This window comes from Streptomyces sp. RK9 (assembly GCF_045070545.1).
Classification (GTDB): Bacteria; Actinomycetota; Actinomycetes; order Streptomycetales; family Streptomycetaceae; genus Streptomyces; species Streptomyces alboflavus.
The window spans coordinates 416,248-441,050 of the sequence record NZ_CP173705.1 but is presented as its reverse complement, the minus strand read 5'-3'; the positions used below and the strand labels follow the sequence as shown (position 1 = coordinate 441,050).

The following is a 24,803-nucleotide window of genomic DNA, read 5'->3' as shown; positions in this document are numbered from 1 at the left end:
AGCCCGTCCGGCGTTTGAGGACGAGGCCGAAGGCCGATCGGCGGGCACCCGTCCCACCCGAGGGACGCACCGGCCTCCGCTTCACCGCCGTCATAGCCGCGCTCACCCTCGCCCTCGCGGCAGCGAGCCTCGCCGCCCTGGCCCTGGGCTCCGTCAGAATCCCCACGGCCGACGTGGTCCAGATCCTCACGGGCAACGCCGACCCCTCCCCGTTCCGCACGATCGTCCTCGACGTCCGCCTCCCACGGGTCATCCTCGGCGCGGCCGTGGGCGCGGGCCTGGCGGTGGTCGGCACCACCCTCCAGGCCCTCGTCCGCAACCCCCTCGCGGACCCCTTCCTCCTGGGCGTCTCCTCGGGCGCCTCCGCGGCGGCGGTCTCGGTGATCGTGCTCGGCCTGGGCGCGGGCATGGCGACCACGGTGACGATCCCGTCGGCGTCCTTCGCGGGCGCGTTCCTTGCGCTGCTGGTGGTGTACGCCCTGGCCAGGGAGCCGGGCGGCGGCTTCACGACGACCCGCCTGATCCTCGCGGGCGTGGCCGTCTCGTACGTCCTGGCGGCCCTGACCAGCCTGATCCTGGTCGTCTCGGCCCGCGCCGACCACCTGAAGGAAGTCCTGTACTGGACCCTGGGCGGCCTCGGCAGCGCCCGCTGGGACATGCTCGCGCTGCCGGTGACGGTCCTGGCCGTCGGCACGGCGCTGCTGATCGCCCTGGCCCGCCCCCTGGACCTGCTCCTGGTCGGCGAGGAGGGCGCGACGGTCCTCGGCCTGGACACGGCCAGGTTCCGCGCGGGCGTCTTCGTCCTGACCTCGCTGGTGACCGGCGTACTCGTCGCGCACAGCGGGGCCATCGGCTTCGTCGGCCTGATGGTTCCGCACGCGGCCCGGATGCTGGTGGGCGCGGCGCACCGGGTGCTGCTTCCGGTGGCGGCGCTGATGGGGGCGGTGTTCCTGGTGGTGGCGGACCTCGCGGCCCGCACGGTGGCGGCGCCGCAGGACATCCCGGTGGGCGTGCTCACGGCGCTCACGGGCGGCCCGTTCTTCTTGTGGCTGCTGCGGCGGGGGCGGACGCGGGAGGGGGCGGAGGCATGAATCCACGTACGGAAGCGCCGGGCCCCGGGCCCCTGCTGCGCACCGAGAACCTCACGTACGAGACCCCGTCGGGCCGCCGCCTGGTGGACGCCGTCTCACTCGCCGTCTCCGCAGGCGAGACAGTGGGCCTGGTCGGCCCCAACGGCAGCGGCAAGACGACACTGCTCCGCTGTGTGTACGGGGCGCTCAAGCCCACCGGCGGCCGGGTCCTGCTCGACGGCGACGACCTGGCGGACGCCGGGGTCAAGGCCCGCGCCCGCCGCGTCGCCACGGTCCCGCAGGACGGCCAGACGGGCTTCGAGCTCACCGTCCGCCAGATCGTCGCCATGGGCCGCTCCCCGCACAAACGCTTCTGGGAGGGCGACACGGCCGCCGACGAGGACCTGGTCCGCGACGCCCTGGAGCGGGTCGGCGGCGCCGCCCTGGCCGGACGCGCCTTCGCGCGGCTCTCCGGCGGCGAACGCCAACGCGTCCTGACCGCACGGGCGTTGGTCCAGGAACCGGCCGTCCTCGTCCTCGACGAGCCCACGAACCACCTGGACATCCGCTACCAGCTGGAGATCCTCGGCCTGGTCCGCGGCCTCGGCACGGCCAACCTGCTCGCCCTGCACGACCTGACCCTCGCCGCGTACTACTGCGACCGCCTGTACGTCCTCGACGCGGGCCGGGTCGTCGCGTCCGGGCCGCCCGGGGACGTCCTCACCGGCGAGCTCCTGGCGAAGGTGTACGGGGTCGCGGCGGAGGTGGCGGTGCATCCGGCGACGGGGGCGCCGACGGTGACGTACCTGCCCGGGACGGTGGGGGAGCCCCGGGCCTGAGCCCGCGGCACCCCGCCTCCCGACGGCCGGAACGCCGTGCCCCCGACGGCGGACGCCCCGCCCCTGGCGACGGACGCCCCGCCTCCGACGGCCGGAACACCCCACCCCGTCCGGCCACCGAACGCGATCCGTCCGGCATCCGAGATCACATTCCGGGTCCCGGACCGGGAATCGTTACGATGACCGCATGGTTTCGAACGACGTGAGCATCGATACGACGCCGGGCGCCCTGCTCGTCGGCCGGCTGCACGTCGACCTGTGCCGTCTCGCCAGCGCCATCTGTCGGCCCTGACGGGCGCCGCCCCGCCCGCCGCGAGCGCGGCGGTGAGCCACGGCGCCGTACCCGCCGCCCCGCAGCGCGCGGCGCGCCCCACCCAGCACGGCACGACCCCGAACCACCCGCGCAGCCACCCCGCACCACACCTGATCTCCCGATCTCCCGATCTTCGGATCCACTCCCGACAGGAGCCCTCCGCATGGCCATCGAGGTCCGCATCCCGACCATCCTCCGCACCTACACCGACGGCGAGAAGGCCGTCCAGGGCAGCGGCGACACCATCGCCGCGCTCTTCGCCGACCTCGAGTCGCGGCACGCGGGCATCCAGGACCGTCTGATCGACAAGGACAAGGGCAACAGCCTGCGCCGCTTCGTGAACGTCTACCTCAACGACGAGGACGTCCGCTTCCTCGACGGCATCTCCACCAAGCTCACCGACGGCGACAGCGTCACGATCCTGCCGGCCGTCGCCGGCGGCATGGCCTGAGGGCCCCGGCTCCCCGATGCGTTACGACTCCCCGCTCGCGGCCGTCGGCAACACGCCGCTGGTCCGCCTCCCGCGTCTGTCGCCGTCCGCCGAGGTCCGGATCTGGGCCAAGCTGGAGGACCGCAACCCGACCGGCTCCGTGAAGGACCGCCCCGCGCTGCACATGGTCGAACAGGCCGAGAAGGACGGCCGGTTGACGCCCGGCTGCACCATCCTGGAGCCGACCTCCGGCAACACCGGCATCTCCCTGGCCATGGCGGCCCGGCTCAAGGGCTACCGGATCGTGTGCGTCATGCCGGAGAACACCTCCCAGGAGCGGCGCGACCTGCTGGCGATGTGGGGCGCGGAGATCATCTCCTCACCCGCGGCGGGGGGTTCCAACACGGCCGTACGCGTCGCCAAGGACCTCGCGGCCGAGCATCCGGACTGGGTGATGCTGTACCAGTACGGCAATCCGGACAACGCGGGCGCCCACTACGCCACCACCGGCCCCGAGATCCTCGCCGACCTGCCCTCCATCACCCACTTCGTGGCGGGCCTCGGCACCACCGGCACGCTCATGGGCGTCGGCCGCTTCCTCCGCGAGCAGCGGCCCGACATCAAGATCGTCGCAGCGGAGCCCCGTTACGACGACCTCGTCTACGGCCTGCGCAACCTCGACGAGGGCTTCGTCCCCGAGCTGTACGACGAGTCCGTCCTGACCACCCGCTTCTCCGTCGGCTCCGCCGACGCGGTGACCCGGACCCGCGAGCTCCTGCGCGAGGAGGGCATCTTCGCCGGCGTCTCCACGGGCGCCGCGCTCCACGCCGCGATCGGCGTCGGCCGCAAGGCCGTCAAGGCGGGCACCCCCGCCGACATCGTCTTCGTCGTGGCCGACGGCGGCTGGAAGTACCTCTCCACCGGCGTCTACACGGCGCCGACGGACGAGGAGGCGATCGCGACGGTGCAGGGGCAACTGTGGGCGTAGCCCGGCTGGGAGCTCCCCGACCCGGCTCCTCAATCGCCGGAGGGGCTGAGACTTTGCTGCACGGCACATTTTCTAGCCCGTCCGGCGTTTGAGGACGAGGCGCGAAGCGCCGATTCGGCGGGGTCCTGTCCCGCTCGCCACGCGACACCCACCCCTGGGGTCCAGGGGCTACGCCCCGGTTTCGGGGAAGGGGCGGGACTGGGGAGCGCCCCGCAAGGCCTACCCGGCCAGATGCCGCACCTGATCCCAAAGGACCGGATCCACCACCCCCGCCCGCCGCCGGAAGTCCCACACCGGAACCTCCCGCAACTCATCGGTCTCCAGGAAACTGGCCCGCCCGTGCGCGTCCCCGACGGCCCCGGGCGGCAACGGAATCACCCCGGCCCGCTCGTCCCGGTACTTACTGGTGATCTTCGCGACCCGCACGCTGTCCCCGCGGACGCCCAGCACGAGACAGGGCCGGTCCTTCCCCCCACTCCCACCCTCATAGGGCACCCGCGCCCACCAGATCTCCCCGGCCCGGGGCCGCGGCCGCCCACCCCGCTCCCGCCGGGGAGGCCGTCGTACTCCCCGCCGCCGCGCCGGCCGCCCGGACCGCGCCCACCCGTCCACGAGGGCAACGCCGAAAGCGAGCACCACCACGGCGACCAACGCGATCCACCACGACGTGTCCATGGCCACGACGGTACCGCCGCCCCACCGGCCCGCCACGGCACTCCGGGGCCTCCGAACCGGTGACACCCCAGGTCAGTCAGGCTGTTGGGAGTACTGCCCAGCGTCGCCTCTCCGGCGCCGCCTTCCTCCAGTAGTCCCGGCAGGGGGCCGGTCAGGCGTCGACCTCCGAGAGGGGCCCGGCTCGCAGCCAGCCGGGGGCGCCGGAGCAGCCTGCGGCCTGGACGCCCACACACCTTCGCGGGGCCCATGCCGTTCGCCGACACCGTGGAAGCCCTCCCCGAGGACGTCCTCATCCACACCTGGGACCTGGCCCGTGCCACCGGCGGCGACGACGACCAGGACGTCGTGGCGCACGTCTACGCCCACCTCAAGCCCATGGACGAAGCGCAGCGATTCCGACGGCGGTCACTCCGATTCGGTTGCGCCATCGGGTCCGCTACCGGTGTCGCGGGAAGGGCTGGGCAAGGACTAAGTGCCACCGCAGGGCTTCAGCGGCTCCAGGAGGACCTTTTGGCTCTTTGCCAACCTGACCTGGACGATGGAGACGTCCGTGACCGGTTGTGACGGAGCGCGGAATTCATCGGCTGGCCGCATCCAGTGCGTCAGTTCATCAAGGGTTCGCTTCCAGCGTCGCCCTCCACTGTCATTGAAGAATATGGAGTCGATCGTGAAGTACTGGTCGAGAGTGATCACCGTGCCGTGAGGGATCTTCCTGTTCGCCTTCGCCTTCGGGTCGAAAGCCATGTTCCGGCTCTGCAGGACGATGCGAGAGCAAGGCGGGACGCTCCCGATCCACAGGATCAACTGGCTTTTCTGCCGACGCGGTTCAGTCCCCTTCTTCTTCCGCTCGACATCGGACGAAATCATCACATGCATTCTTGAGATCGGGTCTGCCGATCGGTTGACGAGGTAGTAGTGACGGCTGCTCGAGTTGTTTTCCACGTCGGAGTAAAATGCGACTTTGGATGCCTGAGCGCGTATAGATTCATCAGTGTCTTCTTGGGACTGTTTGAGCTGGTCTTCCGCAGTCCGGGCGCTGTAATAGGTGGCGATGCCGGTGACCACGATGCCTCCGACCGCTGCGACGCCCGCAAGGGCGGTGCCGGCCTGGACCCACCAGTTGAGGCGTCGCCACCGTCCGCGCTCCGACGCCTGGGGCTGTAGATCACGCGCTTCCCGCGCTCGCACCGCACCAGGCCGAGGACGCTGTCGCGCCAACCGCAGCCTCACCCGCCGACTTGCGTCGTCCCTTGTCACGGATCCCCCCAGGCCGAGCGCCAGGCCTCCACTCACTCACTGTCTTACCCGTATCGGGCCCCCTCTGGGGGTATTTCTGCGGCTTCTGGAGCACGCCTCCGCGGAGCCGGACCCACCCCCGGAACTACGGGGGAAGAGTGACGTGACCGGTGACTTCGCCCACAACGGCCCACGACGGAGGAGCGAGCCGCCCTTTCGCGCTTTACGCTCGACGGACCGCACGCCCCCGTTTCCCCCGATCGCCAGCGTGGAGGTTCCAGCTCTATGAAGCTCACCGTCGTCGGCTGCTCGGGGTCGTTTCCGTCCGCGGACTCGGCCTGCTCGAGCTACCTCGTCGAGGCCGACGGCTTCCGGCTGCTGCTCGACATGGGCAACGGCGCCCTGGGCGAGCTGCAGCGCCACATCGGTCTGTACGACCTCGACGCGATCTTCCTCAGTCATCTGCACGCCGATCACTGCATTGACATGTGCGCGTACTTCGTGGCCCGCTACTACCGCCACGACGGCGGCCGCTGCGCCCCCATCCCGGTCTACGGCCCCGAGGGCACCGAGCAGCGCCTGACCACGGCGTACGCCGACACGCCCTCCGCGTCGTCGATGAGCGAGGTCTTCGACTTCCACACGGTCAAGCCCGGGGCCTTCGAGATCGGCCCGTTCTCGGTGCGTACGGAGAAGGTGTGCCACCCCGTCGAGGCGTACGCGATCCGGGTCGAGCACGACGGCCGGTCGCTGACGTACTCCGGGGACACCGGCACCTGCGCGGCCCTCGACGAACTCGCGGCCGACACCGATCTGTTCCTCTGCGAGGCCGCGTTCACGCACGGCAAGGAGAACATCCCGGACCTGCACCTCAACGGCCGCGAGGCCGGGGAGTCCGCCCTGCGCGCGGGCGCGCGGCGCCTGGTGCTCACCCACATCCCGCCGTGGACGGACCCGGCCGTGAACCTCGCCGACGCCCGGGAGGTCTTCACCGGCGGCCCGACGGAGCTGGCGGCGGCAGGGGCCACGTACGAGATCTGAGGGTTGTCAGGCGAGTACGACGACGTGGGCCCCGGAACCGTACGGTTCCGGGGCCCACGTCCTGGTGCGGGGTGAGGCTCACGCCTTGGTGAGGTCCTCGACCTCCTCCTCGGGCTCGCGGCCCGGGGTCGGCAGGTTGAACTTGACGATCGCGAAGCGGAAGACGACGTAGTAGACCGCCGCGAACACGAGGCCGATGGGGATGATCAGCCAGGGCTTCTCGGCGAACTTCCAGTTCAGGACGTAGTCGATGGCGCCCGCCGAGAACGTGAAGCCGTGGTGCACGCCCAGGGCCCAGGTGACGGTCATGGCGACGGCCGTGAGGATCGCGTGGATCACGTACAGGACCGGCGCGATGAACATGAAGGCGAACTCGATCGGCTCGGTGATGCCGGTGACGAACGAGGTCAGCGCGAGGGACATCATCATGCCGCCGACGACCTTGCGGCGCTCGGGGCGGGCGGTGTGGGTGATGGCCAGGGCCACGGCCGGCAGCGCGAACATCATGATCGGGAAGAAGCCGGACATGAACTGACCCGCGGTCGGGTCGCCGTGCATGAAGCGCTGGATGTCGCCGTGCCAGACGGCGCCGGCGGAGTCGGTGAAGGAGCCGATCTCCTGCCAGGCGACGGTGTTCACGAACTGGTGCATGCCGACCGGCAGGAGCGCGCGGTTGACCACGCCGAAGATGCCGGCGCCGACCGAGCCGAGGTCGGTCATCCACTCGCCGAAGTTGGTGATGGCGTCGCCGACCGGGCCCCAGGCGAGGCCGAAGACGACACCCAGGGCGGTGCCGATGAAGGCCATCAGGATCGGGACCAGGCGGCGGCCGTTGAAGAAGCCGAGCCAGTCCACCAGCTTGGTGCGGTGGAACCGCTGCCAGACCACGGCGGATATGAGGCCCATGATGATGCCGCCGAAGACCTTCGGGTCGTTGTACGTCGCGGCGACGTCCGCACCCTTGGTGATCTTCGCCTCGGTGACCGGGAACGCGGTCAGGACGTTCTTGTAGACCAGGAAGCCGACGAGCGCGGCCAGCGCGGTCGAGCCGTCCGCCTTCTTGGCGAAGCCGATCGCGACACCGATGCAGAACAGCAGCGGCATGTTCGCGAAGACGGCGTCACCGGCGGTGGCGAAGACCGTGGCGACCTTGCCCCAGCCGAGGCCGTCGGCGCCGAACACGTCCGGCTGGCCGAGGCGCAGCAGGATGCCCGCCGCGGGCAGGACAGCGATGGGCAGCTGCAGGCTGCGACCCACCTTCTGCAGACCCTGCAACACACTTGAGCCCCGCTTCTTCGCGGGCGCCGCCTTCGCGGTGGCCGTACTCATGACTTCCTCCATGTGCGGGTGCTGTCAGGGGACAGTTCAGGGGGTGCGACAGCATCCAGGTGGTCTACACCACTCAGTGGTGTAGACCTGTTGTAACACGGTCAAGGCGACATAAGGAACCCGCGATTCCTGTGGGGTCGGCCATAACACCGCATCCACGGCGAAAGGCCCCCGGACCATAGGGTCCGAGGGCCTGGCAAAGGGTATCGCGGCAGGTTCCGCTTCCGTGCGTACGCCTGCCTATGCCTTGGTCTGCTCCTCGTCCAACGCCTTTGCCTCCTCTTCCGGTTCGCGTCCCGGAGTGGCCAGGTCGAACTTCTTGATCACGAAGAGGAACAGGAAGTAGTAGACCACCGCGAAGCACAGTCCGATCGGGATGATCAGCCAGGGTTTCGTGGCCAGGCTCCAGTTGATGACGTAGTCGATGAGGCCGGCGGAGAAGCTGAAGCCGTCCTTGACGCCGAGCCCCCAGGTGACTGCCATCGAGACGCCGGTGAGCAGCGCGTGGATCGCGTACAGCGCGGGCGCGATGAACAGGAAGGAGTACTCGATCGGCTCGGTGATGCCGGTGACGAAGGACGTCAGGCCGACCGAGAGCATCATGCCGCCGACCACCTTGCGCCGCTCCGGGCGGGCCGCGTGCGTGATCGCGAGGGCCGCCGCGGGCAGCGCGAACATCATGATCGGGAAGAAGCCCGAGGTGAACTGGCCCGCGGTCGGGTCGCCCGCGAGGAAGCGGTTGATGTCGCCGTGGACGACCGTGCCGTCGGCCTTGGTGTAGTCGCCGAACTGGAACCAGACGAAGGTGTTCAGGAACTGGTGCAGGCCGACGGTGAGCAGCGCGCGGTTGGCCACGCCGAAGATGCCCGAGCCCAGCCAGCCGAGGTCGACCAGCCACTTGGAGAAGCTGGTGAGGCCGTCGCCGATGGGCGGCCAGACCCAGACGCACAGGCCCGCGAAGACCAGGCCGACGAACGCCATGATGATCGGGACCAGGCGGCGGCCGTTGAAGAAGCCGAGCCAGTCGACCAGCTTCACGCGGTGGTAGCGCTGCCAGAACCAGGCGGCGAGCAGGCCCATCACGATGCCGCCGAACACCCCTGGATTCTGGTACGCGGCCTGCGCGGAGGTGCCGTCCTCGGCGACGCAGACCCCGCTCCACATCCCGGCGCCCGCGAAGTCGGCGCCCGCCGGGCAGTCGTCGGGGAAGGCGCGCAGGACCGCGTAGTAGACGAGGAAGCCGGCGACCGCGGCGAGCGCGGTGGAGCCGTCCGACTTCTTCGCCATGCCGATCGCGACGCCGATGCAGAAGAGGAGGGGCAGGCCGAGCGAGGAGTCGAGCAGGGCGCCGCCCGCGGCCGCGAAGACCTTGGCCACGTTGGTCCAGCCGAGGCCGTCGTCGCCGAAGACGTCCGGCTGGCCGAGCCGGTTGAGGATGCCCGCTGCGGGCAGGACGGCGATGGGCAGTTGCAGGCTGCGGCCCATCTTCTGCAGGCCCTGGAAAAGGCCGTTCCACCACTTCTTCTGGGGTATCGCGGCGGCAGTGGAACTCATCGGCGTTCCTCCCGGAACCGGCCAGGTTTGGCGGTCGTTGAAAACTGGTGTAGACCAGTTGTGGACGGTGGTCGGCACCGCCCCCACTAGGGGTGACACCTTGATCGTCATGATTGGGTACGAGTGCCGTGACCGCCCGCGAAGATGGGCCAACCGTGCGTTACCGTGACAAAGCGGACCTACGGTGTCGTGGCCGCGTCCTTTTCAGAGCAGGGAGAACACCATGGCCAGCAAGGCTGAGAAGATCGTTGCCGGGCTCGGCGGCATCGACAACATCGAAGAGGTCGAGGGCTGCATCACGCGCCTCCGCACGGAGGTCAAGGACCCGGGTCTCGTCGACGACGCCGCGCTGAAGGCCGCGGGGGCGCACGGGGTCGTGAAGATGGGGACGGCCGTCCAGGTCGTCATCGGGACCGACGCGGACCCGATCGCCGCCGACATCGAGGACATGATGTGACGCTCGCGCTGAGCTGAGCGTGGGTGAGGGTCCGTTCCACTTGCCGGAGCGGGCCCTCGCCGCGTGCGGGGGTGCCCCCGAGTCGGCGCTCCGCGCCTCGTCCTCAAGTGCCGGACGGGCTGATGGTGCCGGGCTGTTGCCCGGCTGATGCAAGTTTGGGCGGGTGGGTGGGAGAAAGCCCGTCCGGCGCTTGAGGACGAGGCCGCAGGCCGATCGGGGGTGCCCCGTCCCGATAGGCTCGGGCCATGTCTCGTATCGACGGCCGTACCCCCGAACAGCTCCGTCCCGTCACCATCGAACGCGGGTGGAGCAAGCACGCCGAGGGCTCCGTCCTCGTTTCCTTCGGTGACACCAAGGTCTTCTGCACGGCCTCCGTCACGGAGGGCGTGCCCCGCTGGCGCAAGGGCAGCGGCGAGGGCTGGGTCACCGCCGAGTACTCGATGCTCCCGCGCTCCACGAACACCCGCGGCGACCGCGAGTCCGTACGCGGCAAGATCGGCGGCCGCACGCACGAGATCAGCCGTCTCATCGGCCGCTCGCTGCGCGCCGTCATCGACTACAAGGCCCTCGGCGAGAACACCATCGTCCTGGACTGCGACGTCCTCCAGGCCGACGGCGGCACCCGCACCGCCGCCATCACCGGCGCCTACGTCGCCCTCGCCGACGCCGTCGCCTGGGCCCAGGGCAAGAAGCTGATCAAGGCCGGGCGCAAGCCGCTCACCGGCACGGTCAGCGCGGTCTCCGTCGGCATCGTCGGCGGCGTACCGCTGCTCGACCTCTGCTACGAGGAGGACGTGAAGGCCGACACCGACATGAACGTCGTGTGCACCGGCGACGGCCGCTTCGTCGAGGTCCAGGGCACCGCGGAGGCCGAGCCGTTCGCCCGCGAGGAGCTGAACGCGCTGCTCGACCTCGCCGTCGGCGGCTGCGTCGACCTCGCCGCGTACCAGCGCGAAGCGCTCGAAGCGGTCAAGTAGGGCAAAACGCCGGGCGCGGCCCAAGTGGCGTGCGGTGCGGGCGAGTTGCGTCAAGGATGAAGGCGGGTCGCGGTTCGGCCCGCCCGGCGTGGGAAGCAACCCTCGGGGCCCGGACGGGCGTTCTTACGGATGCGGGCGTACGGGCCAAGCCGTACGCCCGCCCGAAACGGGGAGGGAATTCCGCATGGCCGCGCGCCACCGCCGTACCGCTACCGCCATCATCACCGCTCTGATCGCAGTTCCGGCGGTCTCCGGCCTCGTGGCCTGCGACCCCGTCGACAAGGCCGTCGACTGCGTGAAGACGGCCGACGCGATCCACGACAACGTCCAGGACATGCAGGAGGCCGCCCAGGACGCCGCGCTGAACCCCGGCAAGGCCGACGACTCCCTGGACGACATCGAGGACAACCTCGACGACATCCGCGACAAGTCCGACGACGCCGACGTGGACAAGGCCCTGGACCACCTGGACAAGGCCGTCGACAACATCCGCGACGCCTCCAAGGACGGCGGCGACAAGTCGCCCGACCTCAGCCCGGCCGTCGACGCGGCCAAGGAACTGACGAAGGTCTGCACCGACTGACCTGGGCGGGCGGCGCGCCCCGTGCCCGACGACACCCGGCGAGTGTCACGCCGACGGGACGGGGGCGCGCCGGAGCGGCCGGTCACGGGGCCGCGATACTGGTCCCATGACCCGCCTCATCCTCGCCACCCGCAACGCCGGCAAGCTCACCGAGCTGACGGCGATCCTCGCCGCCGCCCGGCTCGACCACGAGCTGGTCGGCGCGGACGCCTACCCGGACGTCCCCGACGTCAAGGAGACCGGCGTCACCTTCGCCGAGAACGCCCTCCTGAAGGCGCACGCCCTGGCCAAGGCCACCGGCCTGCCCGCCGTCGCCGACGACTCGGGTCTCTGCGTCGACGTGCTCGGCGGCGCCCCGGGCATCTTCTCCGCGCGCTGGGCGGGCCGCCACGGCGACGACCGCGCCAACCTGGACCTGCTCCTTGCCCAGCTCGGCGACATCGACGACCCGCACCGCGGCGCCCACTTCGCGTGCGCGGCGGCCCTCGCCCTTCCCGACGGCACGGAGCGGGTGGTCGAGGGGCGGCTGCTCGGCACCCTGCGGCACACCCCGGCGGGCACGGGCGGCTTCGGCTACGACCCGGTGCTCCAGCCCGAGGGCGAGACCCGCACCTGCGCCGAGCTGACGGCCGACGAGAAGAACGCGATCAGCCACCGCGGCAAGGCGTTCCGCGCGCTGGTGCCGGTGGTGCGCGAACTGCTCGGCTGACCAGGACGGAACCTGTCCTGGACTCGGTCGGACCCGGACCGGACACGGGGAAGGGCGCCCCGTCGGGGGCGCCCTTCGTGCGCGTGCGGCCGGAGGGACTCGAACCCTCACGGGTGTTACCCCACTGGGACCTAAACCCAGCGTGACTGCCAGTTCCACCACGGCCGCGTGCCGCGCCCATCGTAATCGCCGCCCGGCCGGAGCTGCCGGGGGAGTCAGAACTTGGGCGCCGTGGCCTGCGCGGCGACCAGCTCGGCGGCCTCCTCCTTGCTCTCCACCGACGGCGGCGAGCCGCTGAGGGGCTGCTGCGCGGTCTCCTTCATGCAGGCCACCGCGATGATGCCGACGACGGCTGCGGCCATCGCGTAGTACGCGGGCATCATGTCCGTGCCCGTGACGCTGATCAGCGCGGTGATCACCAGCGGCGCGGTGCCGCCGAACAGCGAGGCGGACAGGTTGTAGCCCACCGACAGGGAGCCGTAGCGCACGGGGGTCGGGAACAGCGCGGGCAGCGTCGCCGACATCGTGCCGAGCAGACACACCAGGGACAGGCCGAGCATCAGCATGCCCGCCGAGACGGCGACCAGCGCGCCCTGCTTGATCAGGAGGAAGGCCGGGATCGACAGGACGAGGAAGCCCACCATGCCCGCCATCAGGAGCGGCTTGCGGCCGTAGCGGTCCGACAGGACGCCGATCCGGTTGATCACCAGCATCAGGACCACCATCGTGGCGATGAGGATCAGCAGCCCGTGCGTGTCGTCGTAGCCGAGCTCGTCGGTCAGGTACGTCGGCATGTACGACAGGAGCATGTAGTCGGTGACGTTGTACGCGCCGACCAGGGCGACGCACAGGATCAGCGTCGGCCAGTACTGGCGGAAGATCTTCGCGAGGTCGCCCTTGGCGGAGGTCTCGACGGCGGAGGCCGCCTCGGTCGCCGAGTGGTACGTCTGGTCCTCCAGCTTCTGGAACGCCGGGGTCTCGTCCAGGCGCAGCCGCAAGTACAGGCCGACCAGGCCGAGCGGGCCCGCGACCAGGAACGGGATCCGCCAGCCCCAGGCCTCCATGGCGCCGCTGTCCAGCGTCGTGGTCAGGATCGTGACCAGTCCTGCCGCGCCCACGTACCCGGCGAGGGTGCCGAACTCCAGGAAGCTGCCGAAGTAGCCGCGCCGCTTGTCCGGCGCGTACTCGGCGATGAACGTGGAGGCGCCGCCGTACTCGCCGCCCGTGGAGAAGCCCTGCACGAGCCGGAAGAAGATCAGCAGCACCGGGGCCCAGAAGCCGATGGCGGCGTAGCTCGGGATCAGGCCGATGGCGAAGGTGCCGACCGCCATCAGGATCATCGTCAGGGCGAGGACCTTCTTGCGGCCGATCTTGTCGCCCATGGGCCCGAACACCATGCCGCCGAGCGGCCGCACCAGGAACGACACGGCGAAGGTCGCGAACGACGAGATCAGCTGGGCGGTGTCGTTCCCGGACGGGAAGAAGACATGCCCGATGGTCACGGCCAGATAGCTGTAGATGCCGAAGTCGAACCACTCCATGGCATTGCCGAGCGAGGCCGCTTTCACCGCGCGCCGCACGGCCGCCTCGTCGGTCACCGTGATGTCGGTGCGCCGCAGGGGCGGGTTCCGGCGCCGTCTGATGGCCCGGAACAGCGTGCGGTGACGTTTCACCGCCGCCGGGTCGGTGCCTGGCAGGACATCGGCCTCGGGGTCGGCCGGGTGCTGGCTGGCCGCCATGGAGTGATCCTTTCGCTGACAGTGGTCCACGGGATCACTTGCTCGCACGCCGCGATCGCAAACGAAAGCCCCCCGTGAGGGGGGCTTCGTCACATGCGCGGGTGGCCGGGAGACCGGCGCCGGGCCAGGGGGATCAGACCCCCAGGTCCCTGATGATCTTGGCGACGTGGCCGGTCGCCTTCACGTTGTAGAAGGCGTGCTCGACCTTGCCCGCCTCGTCCACGACGACCGTCGAGCGGATCACGCCGGTCACCGTCTTGCCGTACAGCTTCTTCTCACCGAAGGCACCGTACGCCTCCAGGGTCTCCTTGGACGGGTCGCCGACCAGCGTGACCTTCAGGTTCTCCTTCTCGCGGAACTTGGCGAGCTTCTCCGGCTTGTCGGGGGAGACGCCGATGACGTCGTAGCCCGCGGCCGCGAGCACGTCCAGGTTGTCGGTGAAGTCGCAGGCCTGCTTGGTGCAGCCGGGGGTCAGGGCGGCCGGGTAGAAGTACACGATGACCTTGCGGCCCTTGTGGTCCGCGAGGGAGACGTCCTTGCCGTCGGCGTCGGGCAGGGTGAAGGCGGGGGCGGTGTCCCCGGGCTGAAGTCGCTCGCTCATTTCCGGTCTCCTCGTGGGCAGCACGCGCGGGCGCGCACGCATCAGGGGTGGTGACGGAGTCGAGCGTAATGGGGGTGCCATGGGGTGCGACGGGGGCGAAGCTGACAGACTGTGGAACGACCGGAACGACCGGAAACAGCACACACCCACGGAGGCAGCGCGGTGTCGGATGCGGATGCCAGGACCCCTGCGCAGATCGAGGCGGACATCAAGCGCCGGCGCGACCAGCTCGCCGAGACCCTCGACGAGATCGGGGTGCGGGTCCACCCGAAGACGATCGTCGGGGACGCCAAGGCCAAGATCTCTTCGAGCGTCGACCAGTCGCTCGGGCGCGCCTACGTCAGCGCGAACCGCCTCGTCTCCGACGTGAAGGCGCAGTTCGTCGCGGAGGACGGCGCTCCCCGCGTGGAGCGGATCGTGCCGGTGGCCCTGGTCGTGGTGGGCCTGGTGGGGCTCCTCGCGGCGGGCTCCAGGCGCCGCAAGGGCTGACCCGGAGGCGTACAAGGCGCGCGGGGGCAGGTAGGTTCGGGGCGTGAGCGCCAAGACATCTGAACCAAGCACCCACGACGACAAGCTGCCGATCCGGATGCTGCACGACCGCGTGCTCGTGCGTCAGGACACCGCGGAGGGCGAGCGGCGCTCCGGCGGCGGCATCCTGATCCCCGCCACCGCGGCCGTCGGCAAGCGCCTGGCCTGGGCCGAGGTCGTCGCCGTGGGGCAGAACGTGCGCACGGTGGAGCCCGGCGACCGGGTCCTGTACGACCCCGAGGACCGCGCCGAGGTCGAGGTGCGGGGCGTGGCGTACGTCCTGATGCGCGAGCGCGATCTGCACGCCGTGGCCGCGGACCGCTTCGAGGGGTCCGAGGACTCCACCGGCCTGTACCTGTAACACCCCGGGGCCCGGCGCCCCGGCCCGCCGCAGTCGAGAAGGGGCTGGTGACCATCGTCACCAGCCCCTTTTGCGCGCCCTTTGCTACCTTGGAAGGACCCCGACGAGACGCGCCGTACCGGGATCCGCAAAGACGACGCACCCCTGAAGTCCCCTTTTCGGAGGTGCCGTCATGGCCTGGGTCCTGCTCATCGTCGCCGGTCTGCTCGAGGTCGGCTGGTCGATCGGCATGAAGTTCACCGAGGGTTTCACCCGTCTGTGGCCGAGTGTGTTCACCGGCGCGGGCATCGTCGCCAGCATGTTCCTGCTGTCCTACGCCGCCAAGACCCTGCCCATCGGCACGGCCTACGGCGTGTGGGTCGGCATCGGGGCCGCCGGAGCCGCGGTGGTCGGCATGCTCGCGCTCGGCGAGCCCGCCACCGCCGCCCGGATCTTCTTCGTCTGCCTGCTGCTCGTCGCCGTCGTGGGCCTGAAGGCGACGAGCGGCCACTGAGGCCCGGCCCGGTCCACGGCCCGGTGGGGCCCCGGGGGCCCGGCGGCGTCAGTCGCCGCGCCCCCGCGGCCCCGTGGTCGTCCCCTGCGTGAGCCCGCCCAGGGCGCCCTGCTGGCCGCCCTGGGCGCCGCCGTCCGCGGCACCCCCGTCGGCGCCGCCTCCGGTCGGCCCCTGGTTCTGCCCCTGCGTCTGGCCCTGGTCCTGGCCCTGCGTCTGGCCGCCCTGGTCCTGACCCCCGGTCGGGCCCTGGTTCTGGCCGCCCTGGTCCTGACCGCCGGTCGGCCCCTGGTTCTGGCCCTGGTTCTGCCCCTGGTTCTGGCCGCCCTGGTCGCCGCCGCCGTCCGCGGCACCCCCGTCGGCCGTGCCGCCGGTGGCGCCGTCGGTGGCCCCGTCGTTCGCGCCGCCCGTGTCCTCGTCCGGGTCCGGCTCCCCGGCGCCCTCCGACGGGTCGGGCTGCACCGGCACGTCCGCGCCCGGCTCCAGCTCCAGGTCGAACTCCTTCACCGACTTGCCCTCCAGGGCGTCCTTGGTGAACTGCGCCCAGACCCGCGCCGGATAGCCGCCGCCGTTGATGCGCCGCTCGCCGAGCGCGCCGTACAGCGGCGTCTGCACGGCCGTCTTCGGGTCCTGGCCCATCACGGCCACGACCGTCGCCAGGTCCGGCGTGTAGCCCGCGAACCAGGCCGCCTTGTCCTCCTCGGCCGTGCCCGTCTTGCCCGCCGCCGGACGGCCCGCGGCGAGCGCCGCCGTGCCGGTGCCGGAGTCGACGACGCTGCGCAGGATCGACGTGGTGGTGTCCGCGGCCTCGCGGCTCACCGCCGTCTTCTCGCCCCGCTCCGGCAGCGCGACGTCCTGGCCGTCCTTGGTGATCTTCTCGACGAGCGTGTACGAGCCGTGCTGGCCGTGGTTCGCGAGCGTCGCGTACGCCTCCGTCATGTCGAGCACGGACGCCGTGGACGGGCCCAGCGCGATGGACGGGGACGCCGTGAGGTCCGGGGTCTTCTCCGGCACGCCGAGCGCGACCGCGGTGTCCTTGACCCGGTCGGAGCCCACGTCGACGGCCATCTGCGCGTACACGGAGTTCACGGACTTGTCCGTGGCCTCGCGCACCGTGATGTCGCCGTACTGGCCGTCGTCCTCGTTGGCGGGGGCGTACTGGCCGCCGTCCCAGCCCTGCACCGGACGCCGGTTGTTGCCGTCGTAGACCGTGTTCGGCGTGATCGGGGTGCCGGACTGCGTGGTCGAGCCGTTCTGCACGGCCGAGGTGAACACGAACGGCTTGAAGGTCGAACCGACCTGGTAGTCCCGTCGGGTGGCGTTGTTGACGAACTGCTTGGTGTAGTCGATGCCGCCGTACATCGCGACGACCTTGCCGGTCTTCGGGTCCACGGACGCGCCGCCGACCCGCACGTTCCGGTCGATCTTGCGGGCCTTCTTGTCGAGCTTCGACATCACCTGGTCGTCGACGGCCTTCACGAACGCGTCCTGCCGCGGCTTCTGCAGGGTGGTCGTGATGCGGTAGCCGCCCCGGTGCAGGGCGTCCTCCTCGACGATCTTGTTCTCGATGAGGTAGTCCTCGACGGCCTTGACCACATAGCCGCGCTGCCCGGACAGGTCCTGGTTGCCCCTGGCCTGCTCCGGCGCCGGGAACTTCTGCTTCTCGCGGTCGGCGGAGGACAGCCAGCCCTCCTTGACCATGCCGTTCAGGACGTAGTTCCAGCGGCCCACCGCGTTGGGCTTGTTCTCCGGGTGCGCCGCCACGTCGTAGGCGTTCGGGGCGTTCACGAGCGTCGCGAGGTACGCGCCCTGGCCGACGGTGAGGTCCTCGACGTCCTTGCCGTAGTACGCCTGCGCGGCGGCCTGCACGCCGTACGCGTTGCGGCCGAAGTAGCTGGTGTTCAGATAGCCCTGGAGGATGTCGTCCTTGCTCACCTCGCGGTCCAGCTTGATCGAGATGAAGAACTCCTTCACCTTGCGGGTGACCGTCTGCTCCTGGCCCAGGTAGTAGTTCTTCACGTACTGCTGGGTGATCGTGGAGCCGGACTGCTTGCCCTTGCCGGTGACCGTGTTCCAGGCCGCGCGGAGCATCGCCTTCGGGTCGACGGCGGACTCGCCGTAGAAGTCCCGGTCCTCGGCCGCGAGCACGGCGTGCTGCACGTGCTTGGGGACCTTGGACAGCGGGACGTTCTCGCGGTTCATGCCCCTGCTGTCGTCGCGGGCCAGCTCGGTGCCGTCGGCGTACAGGTAGACGTTGGCCTGCTTGGTGGCCGTGGCGTTCGCGGGCGGGATGTCGATCAGCAGATAGCCCGCGGTGAAGCCGCCCACGCACAGCAGGACCACGAAGATGAACCCGGCGAGCACCATCCGCCAGGTCGGGAAGAGGCGCCGCCAGCCCTTGCGCTTGGGCCGCTTCTTCTTGCCGCTCTTGGCGGCCTTGCCGGGGGCGCCGTCACCGGGCGCGGCGGCCACGGACGCGGCGGCGGCCCCGGCGGCACCCTGCTCGGGCTCGCGCGGGGCCCAGCCCTGGTGCTGCTGCTGGCCCTGGGTCTGCCCCTGGCCCGGTCGCGGTCCCGGTCCCGGGGGGATGGCCCGCAGCTGCTGGGTGGACGGGTCAGGGGCGCCCTGCGGCGAACCTTGCGGCGAGCCCTGCGGCGCGGCGCCCTTGGGTCGGCCGAGCGGGCGGAGCTGCTGGGTGGAGGGGCCGCCGTCGGGAGCGCCGGGGCCGGGTGTGCCGCGGCCGGGAGCGCCGGGAGCGCCGGGAGCGCCGGGAGTACCGGGAGCGCCGGGTGTGCCCTTCGGCGGTGTCGGGGCGCCGCCCGGAGCGCGGTCGCCCGGCTCGCCGCCCGGCGCCGGGTCGCTCGGCCGGGAGGCCCGCTCGGCCGGTCCCTCGGCGGGCCCGTCCTGCCGGGCAGCGGGTTCGCTCGGCCGGGCGGTGGGCTCCTCCGGCCCGTCGCCCGGCTGCCGCTGTGGCTCGTCGCTGCTCATGTCTCGCGGAACTCCCGGTTCGCGTCGTACATCTCGTACGCCTCATACATCCAGTACGCCTCGTACGACCCATTGCACACTGTCGCCGCATGCCTTTCAGGCCAGGCACGCTCCGCGGAGCGAAATTGCCTGGCACGGTCGGCCCCGACCGCACTAGGCTCCTGCGCTTCGGTCCGGGCACGGGCCCGGGCGCGGTGGCCTGGAGCGGTACGAGGCTCTCTGAAAGGGATGTTCGTGAGATCAGGACGGTTCCGCCTGTACGCGGCCGTCGCCGCCGGCAGCTTCCGGCGGTTCGCCACGTACCGGATCGCGACCATGGCCGGTGTCTTCACCAACACGGTCTTCGGAGTGATCCTGACCTACACCTATATTGCCCTGTGGGACGAGAAGCCTGGACTTGGAGGATACGACCAGGCGCAGGCTCTCACGTACGTGTGGCTCGGGCAGGCGCTCCTGACGACCGTCGCGGTGATGGGCGGCGGCTTCGAGGACGAGCTGATGCGGCGCATCCGCACCGGCGACATCGCCGTCGACCTGTACCGCCCGGCCGACCTCCAGGCCTGGTGGCTCGCGGGCGACCTGGGCCGGGCGCTGTTCCAGCTGCTCGCGCGCGGTGTGGCGCCGATGCTGTTCGGCGCGTTCGTCTTTCAACTGGCTCTTCCGGGCGACGTGTTGACGTGGCTCGCCGCGGCGCTCGCCGTGCTGCTCGGGGTGGTGGTCAGCTTCGCGCTGCGCTTCTTGGTGGCGCTCAGCGCCTTCTGGCTGCTCGACGGCACGGGGGTCGCCCAGATCGCGTGGCTCGCGAGTACCTTCTTCTCCGGGATGCTGCTGCCCCTGAACGTCTTCCCCGGCGCCCTCGGCGAGATCGCCCGCGCGCTGCCCTGGTCGGCGCTGATCCAGGTGCCCGCCGACGTGCTGCTCGGCGAGCGCTCGGGCGCGGATCTTCCGGCGGCGTTCGCCTTCCAGGCCGGGTGGGCCGTCGCGCTGCTCGCGGCGGGGCGGCTGCTGCAGGCCGTGGCGACGCGGCGGGTGGTGGTGCAGGGTGGCTGAGGGGCTCAAGCAGGGCGGGCTGGGCGAGCAGGGCGGCCTGGGCGGGCCGGGTCGGCAGGGCGGGCTCGTCGGGCGCGGGGAGGAGTGGCCCTCCGAGCTGCGGGACGGCGCCGCCGACGGGCCGCTCGACCGGGCCAGGGACGGGCTGCGCGCCTACCGGATGATCACCGCCATGTGGATCCGCTCCACCCTCGCCTACCGCGCGTCCTTCGTCATGACGGCCCTCGGCAACCTCACCGCGACCGCCCTCGACTTCGCCGCGATCCTGCTGATGTTCTCCCAGGTCGACGAGCTCGGCGGCTACCGGCTCCCCGAGGTCGCCTTCCTCTACGGCGCCGCGTCCTGCGCCTTCGGCCTCGCCGACCTCTCCATCGGCTCCATGGACCGGCTCGGCAGACGGGTCCGCGACGGCACCCTCGACACGCTCCTGGTGCGGCCCGCGCCGGTGCTCGCGCAGGTCGCGGCGGACCAGTTCGCGCTGCGCAGGATGGGGCGGGTGGTGCAGGGGCTGCTGATCCTCGGGTACGCCTGCGTCGCCCTCGACATCGCCTGGACGCCCCTGAAGGTGCTGCTCGTCCCGCTGATGCTGGTCAGCGGCGCGGGGATCTTCATGGCGGTCTTCGTGGCGGGCGCGGCCTTCCAGTTCGTCGCGCAGGACGCCTCCGAGGTGCAGAACGCCTTCACCTACGGCGGCAACACGCTCCTGCAGTACCCGCCGTCGGTCTTCGGCAAGGACCTGGTGCGCGGCGCCACCTTCCTGGTGCCCATCGCCTTCGTGAACTGGCTGCCCGGCCTGTACGTCCTCGGCCGCCCCTATCCGCTCGGCCTGCCCTCCTGGGCCGCCTTCACGCCGCCGCTGGTGGCCGCGGCGTGCTGCGCGCTCGCGGGCCTCGCGTGGCGCGCGGGACTCCGCTCGTACCGCAGCACAGGGAGCTGATACGTCATGGACACGGCCTCGGACCGCGACCCGGACGCCGACTTCATCGCGCTCGACGGGATCGAGAAGATCTTCGACGTCCGCCGCAAGACCGGCTTCCTGCGCCGCGAGCGACACCAGGTGCGGGCCGTCGACGGCATCACCTTCCGGGTGCCGCGCGGCGAGATGGTCGGCTACATCGGGCCCAACGGCGCGGGCAAGTCCACCACCATCAAGATGCTCACCGGCATCCTCACGCCGAGCGGCGGCCGCCTCCGGGTCGCGGGCATCGACCCGGCCCGCGAGCGCACCCGGCTCGCCCGCCGCATCGGCGTGGTCTTCGGCCAGCGCACCACCCTGTGGTGGGACCTGCCGCTCATCGACTCGTACCGCCTGATGCACCGCATGTACCGCATCCCCGACCGACGCTACGCCGAGAACCTCGACCGCTGCGTCCAACTCCTCGACCTGGGCGAGCTCCTGGACGTGCCCGTGCGTCAGCTCTCGCTCGGGCAGCGGATGCGCGGCGACATCGCGGCGGCGCTCCTGCACGACCCCGAGGTCCTCTACCTGGACGAGCCGACCATCGGCCTCGACGTCGTCAGCAAGGCGAAGGTGCGCGCCTTCCTGCGCGACCTGAACACCGAGTCCGGCACCACCGTGCTCCTGACCACCCACGACCTCACCGACATCGAGCAGTTGTGCAAGCGCGTCATGGTCATCGACCACGGGCGTCTGATGTACGACGGGCCGCTCGCCGGGCTGCACGAGGTGGGCGCGAGCGAGCGCACCCTCGTGGTCGACCTGGAGCGCGAACTTCCGCCCCTGGAGGTCGAGTCGGCCCGGGTCGTGAAGGTGGAGGGGCCCCGGCAGTGGCTGGCGTTCCCGGCCGCCGCGTCGGCCGCGCCGCTGGTGGCCGCCGTGGCGGCCCGCTATCCCCTCGTCGACCTCTCCGTGCGCGAGCCCGACATCGAGGCCGTGATCGCCAAGATGTACGCGGACCGGGGGACCTCGTAGGCTTCGGGGTACTGCACTCTTCCGGGGGACGCCCTCCCGGACCCCTCAGCAGGACAAGCAGGTCGGCCGGATCGACCGGCACGGACATCATGAGGTGAACCTCAGCATGACGGACGCCGAGCCCACGCCATCGCCGGACGAGTCGCCCGCGGCCGGAAGGGATGCTTCCGCTTCACCTCCTGCCGCTCAGCCGCCGGCTGCCCGGGAGACGCGCGCCGAGGCGAGCAGCGCAGAGCTGAGCCCCGCAGAGCTGAGCCCCGCCGAGCTGCGGGCCTCCGACGCCGACCGGGAGAAGGTCGCCGACGCGCTGCGCGAGGCGCTGGCCGAGGGGCGGCTCGACATGGAGGAGTTCGGCGAACGCCTCGACGTGGCCTACCGCGCCCGTACGTACGGCGAACTCGCCCCCCTCACCCGGGATCTGCCGTCCGCCGTCGTGCCCGGGCCCAAGGTGTCCATGGTCAAGCGGGGCGGCGGCGAGGACAGCGGCGAGATCGACTGGGACGAGCGGGTCGTCGGGGGTGAGCCCTCGTCCAGTGGGGCCTTCGCGCTCTGGGGCGGGTTCAACCGCAAGGGCGGGTGGACGATCGGGCGGCTCTTCACGTCCTTCGCGATGTGGGGTGGTGGGGAGATCGACCTGCGCGAGGCGCGGTTCGCCGAGCGGGACGTCGTCATCCGCTGCTTCGCCCTCATGGGCGGCATCCAGGTCACCGTGCCGCCCGAGCTGAACGTCACCGTCAAGGGGTTCGGGATCATGGGCGGCTTCGGGGACGACGCCACGGGGCCCGGCACGCCGGGGTCGCCGCGCGTCGTCGTCACCGGCTTCGCCCTCATGGGCGGGGTCGCCGTCGAACGCAAGCTCCGCAAGCAGGAGCGGGCCCGCCTGAAGGCGGAGCGGCGCGAGCTGCAGGCGCGGCGCCGGGAGGAACGGCATGCGCTGCATGAGCGGCGCAGGGAGGAACGTCGGCGGGACTGACCCTCGCGGGGCGCCCCGGTCCCACCCCTTCTCCGAAACCGGGGCTGCGCCCCTGGACCCCGGGGGGTGGGTGTCCCGTGGCGGGTGGGACGGTCCTCCCCCGCTATCGGCGCTCCGCGCCTCGTCCTCAATCGCCGGACGGGCTGGAATACAGCCGGGGCGGGCTGGAAGGGTGCCGTGGAGCGGGCCGGGGAGGTGCTGCGGCGTGAGCCGTTGCGGGGCTGAAGGTGCCGGGCTGCTGCTCAGCCGAAGTACTGGTGGGGGCGGGTGGGTGGGAGAGAGCCCGTCCGGCGATTGAGGACGAGGCGCGGAGCGCCGATCGGGGGAGGACAGGCCCACCCGCACGGGCCGTCCGGTGCGGGCCCCGGCGGGCTAGAGCTCCGCGGCCGAGGAGCCCTTCAGGTCGGCAGGGTCGAAGGACTGGCCCATCCGGCGGAACCCCTCGTCGCTGGGGTGCAGGTTGTCCCCGGAGTCGTACCGGTCGAGCAGAGCCCGGGGGTCGTACGGATCCCGCAGCGCCTTGTCGAAGTCGACGACCGCGTCGAACACCTTCCCGCCGCGGATCTCCTTGTTGACGGCCTGCCGCACCCCCTCAAGGGCGGGCGTGTACCCCCGGTGCCCCCCGAAGGGCATGAGCGTCGCCCCGACGACCCGCAGCCCGCGGGCATGCGCCTGCCGGGTCAGCTCCCGCAGCCCGTCGGTGATGCGCCGAGGATCGGTCTCCTGCGGATTGCGCAGGATGTCGTTGATGCCGAGGGCGATGACGACGGCCTTGACACCGGTGCGCCCGAGGACGTCACGCCCGAAGCGGGCGAGCCCACTGGGGTTGGCACCGGGCCCACCCCGCGCACCGGGCCTCCCGTCCGACAGGACACGGTTGCCGCTGATGCCCTGGTTCACGACGCTGTAGCGCGGCGCGCCGGCCTCCTGGCGCAGCCGGTCGGCGAGGACGTCGGTCCAGCGCCGGTTGGCACCCATGGTGGAGGTGATGCCGTCGGTGATGGAGTCACCGATGACGACGACGGTGCCGTCGGTCTCGTTGCTGAGCACGTCGACGGCCGAGAGGTAGCGCCAGTACGGGCTCTGCTCGTGGTACGCCGACCCGCTCGGGTCCTCGGTGTGGTCACCGTCGGCGACGTACGAGATCTGACGCGCGTGCGGGTGGTACGTCACCGGACCCGACGCGGTCGGCGAGAACGTCGTGACGAGCAGGTCCGAGTCGTGCGGCACGCGCAGCCGGACGGCGTCGCTGACGATCTGCTGCCCGGGCTGGATCACCACGGACGTGTCACCGCGGAAGGTCAGCCGCCGCAGCGTCCCGGCCGCGGCGGTCGGGTTGTTCGAGGCGGTGGCCACGGCGACGGAGGCGTGCGTGACGGTGAGCGGCTGGGTGCCGTACAGGTTCGACAGGGTGATGCGGGCGCTCTCGCCGCCGACGCTGGTGTGCACCACGTTGCGTACCGAACGACCGGCCATGCCGCGCGCCTCGGTGCCGGGTTCGGCGCCCGCGGGGGAGGCGGACCAGGTGCCCACCCAGGTGCCCGCCGACGCCGGCGCCGCGGAGTTGCGCGGCCCGCGCGGGGAGGCGCTGAGCTGGTCCGACGCGTCGTCGTCGGCGCCGGTGACGCCGATGTATATGGCCGCCGACACGACCACGACGATCGTGAGCACGGCGGCCAGCAGTGCATAACCGTGACGCTTGGTCATGCGGGCTGTTTCTCCTCGGGCAGGGGGAGCCCGAGGCTCCGGTGTGAACACCCCATGATGCGTCATGGGTCGCGAGAGGGCCGACACTGCCCCCCTCCGCTCACTCAGACGCCGGGAACTTGTGGTTCGTTCCAGGAGTCGGACTGGAAGGAACAATGCGAACGGGTACGACGACGGCGTACGACTGACGTACGCACCACTGACGTACGCACCACCAGGCACGCGCAGGAAC

Annotated in this window: 25 protein-coding genes, 1 tRNA gene and 1 riboswitch; of the genes, 17 read left to right on the top strand and 9 right to left on the bottom strand. The window is 71.1% G+C overall.

The features are described 5' to 3' along the window. The first annotated feature begins 14 nt into the window (after nt 1–14). From AB6L24_RS39450 to AB6L24_RS39430, 5 genes are all read left to right on the top strand, one after another. Nucleotides 15–1,091 carry a FecCD family ABC transporter permease gene (locus tag AB6L24_RS39450; RefSeq protein ID WP_405664322.1) on the top strand — a complete coding sequence of 359 codons (1,077 nt, stop codon included), beginning with the start codon at nt 15–17 and terminating at the stop codon, nt 1,089–1,091. After that, the gene (locus AB6L24_RS39445; protein WP_405664320.1) at nt 1,088–1,909 is read left to right on the top strand and encodes an ABC transporter ATP-binding protein; all 822 of its coding nucleotides are present in this window, start codon (nt 1,088–1,090) and stop codon (nt 1,907–1,909) included. Before AB6L24_RS39450 ends, AB6L24_RS39445 begins: the two co-directional genes overlap by 4 nt. 187 nt (nt 1,910–2,096) lie before the next feature. Further along, nucleotides 2,097–2,201: a putative leader peptide gene (locus AB6L24_RS39440; protein ID WP_016638880.1), complete on the top strand. Its 105-nt coding sequence runs from the start codon at nt 2,097–2,099 to the stop codon at nt 2,199–2,201. 184 nt (nt 2,202–2,385) lie between these two features. Continuing rightward, nucleotides 2,386–2,673 (top strand): MoaD/ThiS family protein, encoded by a 288-nt coding sequence (locus AB6L24_RS39435; protein WP_380854670.1) that lies wholly within the window; start codon nt 2,386–2,388, stop codon nt 2,671–2,673. 16 nt (nt 2,674–2,689) lie between these two features. Next, on the top strand, nt 2,690–3,640 hold the full coding sequence (locus AB6L24_RS39430; RefSeq protein WP_405664317.1) for a PLP-dependent cysteine synthase family protein: 951 nt from the start codon (nt 2,690–2,692) through the stop codon (nt 3,638–3,640). Between the two features lie 219 nt (nt 3,641–3,859). Here the strand turns inward: AB6L24_RS39430 and AB6L24_RS39425 are convergent, their stop codons facing one another. Then, the gene (locus AB6L24_RS39425) at nt 3,860–4,315 is read right to left on the bottom strand and encodes a type II toxin-antitoxin system PemK/MazF family toxin (RefSeq protein ID WP_405664315.1); all 456 of its coding nucleotides are present in this window, start codon (nt 4,313–4,315) and stop codon (nt 3,860–3,862) included. Between the two features lie 468 nt (nt 4,316–4,783). Further along, nucleotides 4,784–5,380: a hypothetical protein gene (locus AB6L24_RS39420; RefSeq protein ID WP_405664313.1), complete on the bottom strand. Its 597-nt coding sequence runs from the start codon at nt 5,378–5,380 to the stop codon at nt 4,784–4,786. A 456-nt stretch (nt 5,381–5,836) separates the two neighbouring features. Between AB6L24_RS39420 and AB6L24_RS39415 the strand changes: the two genes are divergently transcribed. Further along, the gene (locus tag AB6L24_RS39415) at nt 5,837–6,592 is read left to right on the top strand and encodes an MBL fold metallo-hydrolase (protein ID WP_380839934.1); all 756 of its coding nucleotides are present in this window, start codon (nt 5,837–5,839) and stop codon (nt 6,590–6,592) included. 78 nt (nt 6,593–6,670) lie between these two features. On the opposite strand, the gene AB6L24_RS39410 is transcribed toward AB6L24_RS39415, so the two are convergent. Both AB6L24_RS39410 and AB6L24_RS39405 read right to left on the bottom strand, forming a co-directional pair. After that, nucleotides 6,671–7,921, bottom strand: a complete 1,251-nt coding sequence (locus AB6L24_RS39410; protein ID WP_380854682.1) for a PTS transporter subunit EIIC — start codon at nt 7,919–7,921, stop codon at nt 6,671–6,673. Nucleotides 7,922–8,161: 240 nt separating this feature from the next. Further along, nucleotides 8,162–9,475: a PTS transporter subunit EIIC gene (locus AB6L24_RS39405; RefSeq protein ID WP_405664311.1), complete on the bottom strand. Its 1,314-nt coding sequence runs from the start codon at nt 9,473–9,475 to the stop codon at nt 8,162–8,164. 223 nt (nt 9,476–9,698) lie between these two features. On the opposite strand from AB6L24_RS39405, the gene AB6L24_RS39400 reads away from it, so the two are divergent. From AB6L24_RS39400 to rdgB, 4 genes are all read left to right on the top strand, one after another. Next, nucleotides 9,699–9,932, top strand: coding sequence for a glucose PTS transporter subunit EIIB (locus tag AB6L24_RS39400; RefSeq protein WP_030358333.1), 234 nt, complete (start codon nt 9,699–9,701; stop codon nt 9,930–9,932). Nucleotides 9,933–10,177: 245 nt separating this feature from the next. Further along, complete coding sequence (rph, locus tag AB6L24_RS39395; RefSeq protein WP_030358332.1) at nt 10,178–10,909, top strand: ribonuclease PH; 732 nt, start codon at nt 10,178–10,180, stop codon at nt 10,907–10,909. Nucleotides 10,910–11,093: 184 nt separating this feature from the next. Next, nucleotides 11,094–11,492, top strand: a complete 399-nt coding sequence (locus tag AB6L24_RS39390; RefSeq protein ID WP_405664308.1) for a hypothetical protein — start codon at nt 11,094–11,096, stop codon at nt 11,490–11,492. A gap of 106 nt (nt 11,493–11,598) precedes the next feature. Next, on the top strand, nt 11,599–12,201 hold the full coding sequence (gene rdgB, locus AB6L24_RS39385; RefSeq protein ID WP_380854689.1) for an RdgB/HAM1 family non-canonical purine NTP pyrophosphatase: 603 nt from the start codon (nt 11,599–11,601) through the stop codon (nt 12,199–12,201). Nucleotides 12,202–12,285: 84 nt separating this feature from the next. Here rdgB and AB6L24_RS39380 read toward each other — a convergent pair. The 3 genes from AB6L24_RS39380 to bcp form a co-directional block, all read right to left on the bottom strand. Then, nucleotides 12,286–12,369, bottom strand: a tRNA-Leu gene (locus AB6L24_RS39380). Nucleotides 12,370–12,416: 47 nt separating this feature from the next. Continuing rightward, nucleotides 12,417–13,940 carry a glycine betaine/L-proline transporter ProP gene (gene proP, locus AB6L24_RS39375; RefSeq protein WP_405664306.1) on the bottom strand — a complete coding sequence of 508 codons (1,524 nt, stop codon included), beginning with the start codon at nt 13,938–13,940 and terminating at the stop codon, nt 12,417–12,419. 133 nt (nt 13,941–14,073) lie between these two features. Beyond that, entirely contained in the window at nt 14,074–14,541 is a 468-nt protein-coding gene (gene bcp, locus AB6L24_RS39370) for a thioredoxin-dependent thiol peroxidase (RefSeq protein ID WP_289950358.1), read from the bottom strand. Nucleotides 14,542–14,703: 162 nt separating this feature from the next. Here bcp and AB6L24_RS39365 point away from each other — a divergent pair, with 162 nt between their 5' ends. From AB6L24_RS39365 to AB6L24_RS39355, 3 genes are all read left to right on the top strand, one after another. Beyond that, nucleotides 14,704–15,030 carry a DUF3618 domain-containing protein gene (locus AB6L24_RS39365; protein ID WP_030358327.1) on the top strand — a complete coding sequence of 109 codons (327 nt, stop codon included), beginning with the start codon at nt 14,704–14,706 and terminating at the stop codon, nt 15,028–15,030. 97 nt (nt 15,031–15,127) lie between these two features. Beyond that, complete coding sequence (locus AB6L24_RS39360) at nt 15,128–15,430, top strand: co-chaperone GroES (protein ID WP_106967814.1); 303 nt, start codon at nt 15,128–15,130, stop codon at nt 15,428–15,430. A 73-nt stretch (nt 15,431–15,503) separates the two neighbouring features. Beyond that, nucleotides 15,504–15,573, top strand: a riboswitch (guanidine-III (ykkC-III) riboswitch). Between the two features lie 29 nt (nt 15,574–15,602). Continuing rightward, nucleotides 15,603–15,923, top strand: coding sequence for a DMT family transporter (locus AB6L24_RS39355; protein WP_405664303.1), 321 nt, complete (start codon nt 15,603–15,605; stop codon nt 15,921–15,923). Nucleotides 15,924–15,971: 48 nt separating this feature from the next. Here AB6L24_RS39355 and AB6L24_RS39350 read toward each other — a convergent pair whose 3' ends face one another. Next, nucleotides 15,972–18,287, bottom strand: a complete 2,316-nt coding sequence (locus tag AB6L24_RS39350; protein WP_405664535.1) for a transglycosylase domain-containing protein — start codon at nt 18,285–18,287, stop codon at nt 15,972–15,974. A gap of 849 nt (nt 18,288–19,136) precedes the next feature. On the opposite strand from AB6L24_RS39350, the gene AB6L24_RS39345 reads away from it, so the two are divergent. From AB6L24_RS39345 to AB6L24_RS39330, 4 genes are all read left to right on the top strand, one after another. Next, complete coding sequence (locus tag AB6L24_RS39345) at nt 19,137–19,958, top strand: ABC transporter permease (protein ID WP_405664301.1); 822 nt, start codon at nt 19,137–19,139, stop codon at nt 19,956–19,958. Beyond that, on the top strand, nt 19,951–20,895 hold the full coding sequence (locus tag AB6L24_RS39340) for an ABC transporter permease (protein ID WP_405664299.1): 945 nt from the start codon (nt 19,951–19,953) through the stop codon (nt 20,893–20,895). Before AB6L24_RS39345 ends, AB6L24_RS39340 begins: the two co-directional genes overlap by 8 nt. A gap of 6 nt (nt 20,896–20,901) precedes the next feature. Further along, on the top strand, nt 20,902–21,891 hold the full coding sequence (locus AB6L24_RS39335) for an ATP-binding cassette domain-containing protein (protein WP_405664297.1): 990 nt from the start codon (nt 20,902–20,904) through the stop codon (nt 21,889–21,891). Between the two features lie 106 nt (nt 21,892–21,997). Further along, nucleotides 21,998–22,864 (top strand): DUF1707 domain-containing protein, encoded by an 867-nt coding sequence (locus tag AB6L24_RS39330; RefSeq protein WP_405664295.1) that lies wholly within the window; start codon nt 21,998–22,000, stop codon nt 22,862–22,864. Between the two features lie 372 nt (nt 22,865–23,236). Here the strand turns inward: AB6L24_RS39330 and AB6L24_RS39325 are convergent, their stop codons facing one another. After that, nucleotides 23,237–24,571 (bottom strand): SGNH/GDSL hydrolase family protein, encoded by a 1,335-nt coding sequence (locus AB6L24_RS39325; RefSeq protein WP_405664293.1) that lies wholly within the window; start codon nt 24,569–24,571, stop codon nt 23,237–23,239. Between the last annotated feature and the right edge of the window lie 232 nt (nt 24,572–24,803).

Coding starts and splice junctions, on each gene's coding strand:
- AB6L24_RS39445 (WP_405664320.1), top strand. CDS start 1,088: ATGAATCCACGTACGGAAGCGCCGGGCCCCGGGCCCCTGCTGCGCACC.
- AB6L24_RS39440 (WP_016638880.1), top strand. CDS start 2,097: ATGGTTTCGAACGACGTGAGCATCGATACGACGCCGGGCGCCCTGCTC.
- AB6L24_RS39435 (WP_380854670.1), top strand. CDS start 2,386: ATGGCCATCGAGGTCCGCATCCCGACCATCCTCCGCACCTACACCGAC.
- AB6L24_RS39430 (WP_405664317.1), top strand. CDS start 2,690: ATGCGTTACGACTCCCCGCTCGCGGCCGTCGGCAACACGCCGCTGGTC.
- AB6L24_RS39425 (WP_405664315.1), bottom strand. CDS start 4,315: ATGGACACGTCGTGGTGGATCGCGTTGGTCGCCGTGGTGGTGCTCGCT.
- AB6L24_RS39415 (WP_380839934.1), top strand. CDS start 5,837: ATGAAGCTCACCGTCGTCGGCTGCTCGGGGTCGTTTCCGTCCGCGGAC.
- AB6L24_RS39410 (WP_380854682.1), bottom strand. CDS start 7,921: ATGAGTACGGCCACCGCGAAGGCGGCGCCCGCGAAGAAGCGGGGCTCA.
- AB6L24_RS39405 (WP_405664311.1), bottom strand. CDS start 9,475: ATGAGTTCCACTGCCGCCGCGATACCCCAGAAGAAGTGGTGGAACGGC.
- AB6L24_RS39400 (WP_030358333.1), top strand. CDS start 9,699: ATGGCCAGCAAGGCTGAGAAGATCGTTGCCGGGCTCGGCGGCATCGAC.
- rph (WP_030358332.1), top strand. CDS start 10,178: ATGTCTCGTATCGACGGCCGTACCCCCGAACAGCTCCGTCCCGTCACC.
- AB6L24_RS39390 (WP_405664308.1), top strand. CDS start 11,094: ATGGCCGCGCGCCACCGCCGTACCGCTACCGCCATCATCACCGCTCTG.
- rdgB (WP_380854689.1), top strand. CDS start 11,599: ATGACCCGCCTCATCCTCGCCACCCGCAACGCCGGCAAGCTCACCGAG.
- proP (WP_405664306.1), bottom strand. CDS start 13,940: ATGGCGGCCAGCCAGCACCCGGCCGACCCCGAGGCCGATGTCCTGCCA.
- bcp (WP_289950358.1), bottom strand. CDS start 14,541: ATGAGCGAGCGACTTCAGCCCGGGGACACCGCCCCCGCCTTCACCCTG.
- AB6L24_RS39360 (WP_106967814.1), top strand. CDS start 15,128: ATGCTGCACGACCGCGTGCTCGTGCGTCAGGACACCGCGGAGGGCGAG.
- AB6L24_RS39355 (WP_405664303.1), top strand. CDS start 15,603: ATGGCCTGGGTCCTGCTCATCGTCGCCGGTCTGCTCGAGGTCGGCTGG.
- AB6L24_RS39350 (WP_405664535.1), bottom strand. CDS start 18,287: ATGGTGCTCGCCGGGTTCATCTTCGTGGTCCTGCTGTGCGTGGGCGGC.
- AB6L24_RS39345 (WP_405664301.1), top strand. CDS start 19,137: ATGTTCGTGAGATCAGGACGGTTCCGCCTGTACGCGGCCGTCGCCGCC.
- AB6L24_RS39335 (WP_405664297.1), top strand. CDS start 20,902: ATGGACACGGCCTCGGACCGCGACCCGGACGCCGACTTCATCGCGCTC.
- AB6L24_RS39330 (WP_405664295.1), top strand. CDS start 21,998: ATGACGGACGCCGAGCCCACGCCATCGCCGGACGAGTCGCCCGCGGCC.
- AB6L24_RS39325 (WP_405664293.1), bottom strand. CDS start 24,571: ATGACCAAGCGTCACGGTTATGCACTGCTGGCCGCCGTGCTCACGATC.